We start from the raw sequence: 5,428 nt of genomic DNA, 5'->3' as shown, positions 1-5,428 counted from the left end.
GTCTATTAACGCACTGAGCTGATCGGCATTAAGGCTTAGCTTAAGTGAGTCTAAATAAAGAAGTAACAAGCACAAATTAACGTTTTTACCTTGCTGGTTTTGTAGTGCCAGCAAGGTTTGTTGTTGCTCTGGTTTTGCGTACAAGGTGCACGCAAATTGCCAAAAGCCATCACTATTGAGCAAGTTCATCAGCAAAAGCCTGTTCTTTTTCTTCCATTTCTTCAAGCGCCATCAATAGCTCTTCTTCAATGTCGTTTACTTTAGGGGTAAGCGTGGCTTGCTTAGCGATTAGCTCTTTTAACTGGGCTTTGTTGTCGTCGCTGTAAAGTGTGTTGTCGCCAAGGGCGACTTCAACGTCGCTAAGCTCAGCAGTAAATTTATCGAGCTGTTTTTCAAGCTTTTCAATTTGCTTTTTAAGTGGTTGAATGGTTTTTCTAAATTCGGCTTCTAAACGTTTTTGCTCTTTACGGTTAATGCCAGAATTTGCTTTTGGCTGCTCAGGTAGCTCGCTTTTAGCGGCTTCCTTATTTGCGTTTAGCAACCACTGATAATAGGCATCTAAATCGTAACCAAACTGAGTCACTTTGCCATCATCAACTAAATAAAATTCATCGGCGGTGTTTTTAAGCATATGGCGGTCATGCGAAACGGTAACCATAGCGCCTTCAAAGCCTTGCAGTGCCATCACCAGCGCGTGGCGCATTTCTAAATCAAGGTGGTTAGTTGGCTCATCAAGTAGTAGTAAGTTAGGCTTTTGATATACCAGCATAGCAAGCACTAAGCGCGCTTTTTCACCGCCCGAAAACGGTGCTACCGGTTCAAGTGCTTTATCGCCAATAAAGGCAAAGCCACCTAAAAAGTCACGCAGCGATTGTTCTGTGGCTTGTGGGTTTAAGCGCTGAATATGAGTCACGGCGCTTGCTTTTAAGTCTAGCGACTCAAGTTGATGCTGTGCAAAGTAACCAATGTTTAAACCATGATGCTGCACTACTTTACCCGCTTGCGGTTCAAGCTCTCCCGCTAATAGCTTGATAAGTGTTGATTTACCCGCGCCGTTACGCCCTAGTAACGCAATACGGCTGCCAGGCACGAGGTTGAGTGCAATATTATTTAAAATAGTCACGTCGCCATAACCCGCTTTTGCTTCATCTAGGGTCATTAGTGGATTAGGCAGGGCTGTGGGCTCGGAAAATTCAAAGTCAAACGGTGAGTCGGCATGCGCTGGTGCTAGTTTTTCCATGCGCTCTAGCGCTTTAACACGGCTTTGTGCTTGTTTGGCTTTACTCGCTTTGGCTTTAAAGCGCGTTATAAACTGCTCAAGATGGGCAATTTGCTCTTGTTGTTTTTCAAACATAGCTTGTTGCTGTAATAAGCGTTCTGCTTTTTGACGCTCAAACTGCGAATAATTGCCCTTGTAAACATTTATAAGTTGCCTGTCGATATGCCAAATTTGATCAACCACTGCATCTAAAAACTCACGGTCATGAGATATAAGTACTAAAGTGCCGGTGTAGGTGCGTAAAAAGCGCTCAAGCCAGTACACGGCATCTAAATCAAGGTGGTTAGTTGGCTCATCAAGTAGCAATAGGTCGGCATCGCGAATAAGTGCTTGAGCTAGGTTTAAACGCATACGCCAACCACCCGAAAACGCGCTAACTGGATTTTCTATTTGGTGATTAGCAAAGCCTAAACCATGCAGCAGCTCGCCCGCTTTTGACTCTATGCTGTAGCCTTTTATATTTTCAAGCTGAATATGTACTTTGGCTTGGGTATCACCATCGTTTTCTTGCTCAGCTTCACGCAGGGCAATACGCAATGCATAGTATTCAGGGTGGCCTTGAAGTACATAATCAATAGCACTTATTTCAAGGGCGGGGGTTTCTTGTTTAACCGAGGCTATAGACCAATCTTTGGGAATTGCGCAATCACCGGCATCCAACTGTAGCTCAGATTTTAATAAACCAAATAGCGTAGATTTACCACAGCCATTAGCGCCGACTAAGCCCACTTTATGTTGTGGAAATAAAGTAGCCGAGGCATTTTTTAATAAGGCTTTTCCGCCACGAAGTAGTTCTATTTCTGAGATTTGGATCATAAAAACGTTACTTTGCTATGCCCTTGTTAAGTTGGCGCTATCATACCATAGAACGTATTGCTCTTATCAAGCGTATCAACCTAGGAAGTTATACGATAAAATATGTGCAGTTCAAACCACAGGAAAAATGTTGTGAGACAAAAGAAGCGATTTATTGCTGGTGCATCTTGCCCTGAGTGTAAAGCCATGGACACCATGATGTTATACAGAGAACATGATGTTGAAAAAGTCGAGTGCGTACAGTGCGGCCACAAAATGGCGCAGCCCGAAAACGCGGTTCAGGCATCTACTCGCCAATTTGAACAAGTGATTGGTGTATTTAAACCGGGCGATTAACCCGGTTTATTTTATTTCGTCGCGAGTTTAGTAATGTGGCGGAGGTGGCTCTTGCATTTGCGACATCAGCGAGGGTTGCTGGGCTTCTTTAATTTTTTCTGCTAATAACTCAGTTTGGCGCTTCATTTTTGCAAGCTGCTGTTGGTGTGCTTTTAGCTCGTCATTTAATATTTCTATTGTTTCGTCTTGAAAAGCAACTTTTGCCTCAAGCTCCATTAAACGATGTTCAATTGTGTTCATTTGCTTCTCGTATTGTAAAGTGCTCTGCAATTCCGCTCGAGCTCTCGGTTAACAACGACTTGCCGTTATTTATAAACGTTACATCTAGCACCACAGCCGATTTAGGCTTACTCCCTTTTCGTGGTGTGACTTGCCAAGTTTGAATTTTCTCGCCGCTGGGTAGTTGCCATAAATCAACGCGCTTATTAGGCGAGCCAGTTGCTAGCAATGTGCCTTGTTCGTTAAAACGTACTGCGGTAAAAATTTTCTGACGCGCAATATACGCCAGTTTACTCACAAGATCACCTGTAGTCAGCTTCCATACATGTGCTTGCTTCATACTATCTGCGGTAAATGCATAGCGACCTTGTGGGTCTAAGGTTACTTGGGTAACGCGCGTTGGGTGATTAAAACGATGAATCACTTGCCCTGTGCGTGTATCCCAAAAATAAGCAACGTAATCGTTCGAGCCGCTCAGGGCATAGCGCCCGTTAGGTGATAAATCGACGGTGTTTACTTTGTCTTGGTGGCCTAAAAATTCAATGCGACGTCCGGTTTCTAGGTTTAAAAATACCACTACGCCGTCGCTTCTGCCGTATAAAACACTACGGCCCTGGTTGCTTATCGCTATATCGCGAATAGTGGCTTGTTGAATTTTATAATAGCCGCGGTTTTCGCCAGTGGTAATGTCCCACACAGCAAAGGTGGTTTTTTCTGCAGTAACGGCCACGCTATTATCAAAGGCAATAGCCACAGCATACACTAGGCTTTCTTGTGATTGCTGTTGAAACCATTGATATTTTAACACCTGCTGTTGATTATCCCACAGGGCGACCCCATGGTGAATGGAGGAGACAAGGCTATATTTACCATCGTTAGACACTGCCGAGGAAAACGCACCTTGTGCTGCGTGTTCAAAGCGTTGTGCAGCTTGCTGTTTTTGATCGCTACAAGCTGCGGCTAATAAACAGCTAAAAGCGACTAAAAAAGTACGAAATATCGACATATTACAGGTATTTCCTCTTAACTCTTAGTGACTGAGAGGTTAGACTAGGTCACGTTGAAGGCCTAGGGTGTTTGTCTAATCACTATAATAGGTTAGGTTTTAATTTAGTTAGTTATTAAACAAGCAGCCTATCATGTAGGCCGTTAATCTTTAACTAGTAATAATACAATAAATGACAACTGCAAAGTGTGTCGGAGATTTAAAATGAAAAAGACGATTAGATTGTCATTGATTGCAGCGTCGGTTTTAGCGCTTACAGCTTGTAATCAAGAAGCAAAACAAGAAAAAGCTGAAGTTAAACTAGACACTGTAGAGCAGCAACAAGCATACGGTATTGGTGCATCAGTAGGTAACTTTTTAAATAAAGACCTAGCTGATAAATCAGAGATTGGTATTGAGCTAGACCAAGCACTGTTAATTCGAGGCTTCGAAGATGCGCTTGCTGGTAATGCAAAAATTGATGAAGAAAAAATCCGTGAGGTGCTAACTGAGCTAGATACCTCAGTGCGTGCTAAGCAAGAAGCTAAAGCAAAAGTTGAGTCTGAAAAAAGCAAAGAAGCGGGTAAAAAGTACCTAGAAGAAAATGCTAAAAAAGAAGGCGTAACAGTCACTGAGTCTGGCCTACAGTACGAAGTGCTTAGCGAAGGCGAAGGTGAAAAGCCAGCAGCAACCGATGTTGTTAAAGTACATTACAAAGGTACTTTATTAGATGGCACTGAGTTTGATAGCTCTTATGCGCGCAACGAGCCAACTACGTTCCCTCTTAACCGTGTAATTGCGGGTTGGACTGAAGGTTTACAGCTCATGTCTGTAGGGTCTAAGTACAAGTTTACAATTCCATCTGAGCTTGCTTACGGCGATCGTGACCTAGGTAAAATCCCAGCTAACTCAACACTTGTTTTTGAAGTAGAACTACTTGAAATTCAAGATGACGAAGCGCCAGCGCAATAGGTAAAAGCTTATAAAGTAAAAAGGGACCATAATGGTCCCTTTTTTGTAGGCTATTTTATTAATCTGTGTGGTTAGAGTACAAATTATCTATTAGCTCATCTTCTAGTTCAAAGCGCATCTCTAACGTTTCGCCAAGTACCGATAAATCGTTATCAAACTGTTCTAACAAGTCTTCTTTGTCTACTTCAGCGTATTTATCGTTAAAATCTAAAGCAATATCTGTCGTGCTTGAAATGCGCGGATAAATGTCACTTGCTAGCTGCTGGCTTTGCGGGCCTTTATTTTCACATGCTTTAGCAATGTCATCGTATACTTCAAAATGGCCAGCGGATAAGTAGTCCATTAAAATTTGGCAAAATGCTTGGATCTGTTCAGGTTCAGGTAGAGCGTGATCTTTTTTATCGTATGGCGAAAACCCAGCCATTTTACAATAAAGTATAATTAACTCTTGGCGCTCGTTTAACCATTTATCAATGACAGTATGGCTACCGCCCCATTTTTGTTGAGCTTTTTCTACGCGCGTCAGCATTACTGTTCTCCTAAGCTGGGTCACTCTTTATGGTTAAATAAAATTTTATCTTATGCATCAAGATATATTTTATTTAAGTGTATATCAACAAGTAAAAGGTATGAGCTGAATCAAGATTGTATGTGTTGTGGGTAATAGTTATTTTATTGCAGGCAAGAAAAAACCACCGGTTAAGGTGGCTTAATTTCTTGTTTTGGCCTGTTAATACAAGCTTTCTTATTGTTATAGAAGATTTTTGTTATTTTTATTATAAATATTTTTATTATTGTTGTTTAAGATTTTTATTATTGTT

At 41.7% G+C, this 5,428-nt stretch carries 7 protein-coding genes; 2 read left to right on the top strand and 5 right to left on the bottom strand.

The genetic code is table 11. From position 1 onward, the window contains the following. Positions 1-189: DUF2390 domain-containing protein (locus AABI99_RS17410; RefSeq protein ID WP_338367386.1), on the bottom strand; the 189-nt coding region annotated here is incomplete at its 3' end. After that, positions 173-2,095 carry an ATP-binding cassette domain-containing protein gene (locus AABI99_RS17405; protein ID WP_338367385.1) on the bottom strand — a complete coding sequence of 641 codons (1,923 nt, stop codon included), beginning with the start codon at positions 2,093-2,095 and terminating at the stop codon, positions 173-175. The genes AABI99_RS17405 and AABI99_RS17410, both read right to left, overlap by 17 nt. Positions 2,096-2,227: 132 nt before the next feature. Between AABI99_RS17405 and AABI99_RS17400 the strand changes: the two genes are divergently transcribed. After that, entirely contained in the window at positions 2,228-2,431 is a 204-nt protein-coding gene (locus tag AABI99_RS17400) for a YheV family putative zinc ribbon protein (RefSeq protein ID WP_338367384.1), read from the top strand. 27 nt (positions 2,432-2,458) lie between these two features. On the opposite strand, the gene AABI99_RS17395 is transcribed toward AABI99_RS17400, so the two are convergent. Together AABI99_RS17395 and AABI99_RS17390 are read right to left on the bottom strand one after the other, a co-directional pair. Beyond that, positions 2,459-2,671 carry a SlyX family protein gene (locus tag AABI99_RS17395; protein WP_338367383.1) on the bottom strand — a complete coding sequence of 71 codons (213 nt, stop codon included), beginning with the start codon at positions 2,669-2,671 and terminating at the stop codon, positions 2,459-2,461. Beyond that, positions 2,658-3,656: a hypothetical protein gene (locus AABI99_RS17390; protein WP_338367382.1), complete on the bottom strand. Its 999-nt coding sequence runs from the start codon at positions 3,654-3,656 to the stop codon at positions 2,658-2,660. The genes AABI99_RS17395 and AABI99_RS17390 overlap by 14 nt, the downstream gene beginning before the upstream one ends. A 204-nt stretch (positions 3,657-3,860) precedes the next feature. Between AABI99_RS17390 and fkpA the strand changes: the two genes are divergently transcribed. Next, a complete protein-coding gene (gene fkpA / locus AABI99_RS17385) occupies positions 3,861-4,607 on the top strand; it encodes an FKBP-type peptidyl-prolyl cis-trans isomerase (protein WP_338367381.1) in 747 nt (248 codons plus the stop codon). Positions 4,608-4,665: 58 nt separating this feature from the next. Here the strand turns inward: fkpA and rsd are convergent, their stop codons facing one another. Beyond that, positions 4,666-5,136, bottom strand: coding sequence for a sigma D regulator (gene rsd / locus AABI99_RS17380; RefSeq protein WP_338367380.1), 471 nt, complete (start codon positions 5,134-5,136; stop codon positions 4,666-4,668). Positions 5,137-5,428 lie beyond the last annotated feature (292 nt).

It is taken from the genome of uncultured Pseudoalteromonas sp. (assembly GCF_963922945.1).
GTDB lineage: Bacteria > Pseudomonadota > Gammaproteobacteria > Enterobacterales > Alteromonadaceae > Pseudoalteromonas.
Note: the sequence above shows the minus strand (reverse complement) of the source record. Positions and strands in the feature narration are given on the sequence as shown.

What these genes read in the sequence shown, in the direction of transcription:
- AABI99_RS17390 (WP_338367382.1), bottom strand. Translation starts at nt 3,656, where the DNA reads ATGTCGATATTTCGTACTTTTTTAGTCGCTTTTAGCTGTTTATTAGCC.
- AABI99_RS17395 (WP_338367383.1), bottom strand. Translation starts at nt 2,671, where the DNA reads ATGAACACAATTGAACATCGTTTAATGGAGCTTGAGGCAAAAGTTGCT.
- fkpA (WP_338367381.1), top strand. Translation starts at nt 3,861, where the DNA reads ATGAAAAAGACGATTAGATTGTCATTGATTGCAGCGTCGGTTTTAGCG.
- AABI99_RS17405 (WP_338367385.1), bottom strand. Translation starts at nt 2,095, where the DNA reads ATGATCCAAATCTCAGAAATAGAACTACTTCGTGGCGGAAAAGCCTTA.
- rsd (WP_338367380.1), bottom strand. Translation starts at nt 5,136, where the DNA reads ATGCTGACGCGCGTAGAAAAAGCTCAACAAAAATGGGGCGGTAGCCAT.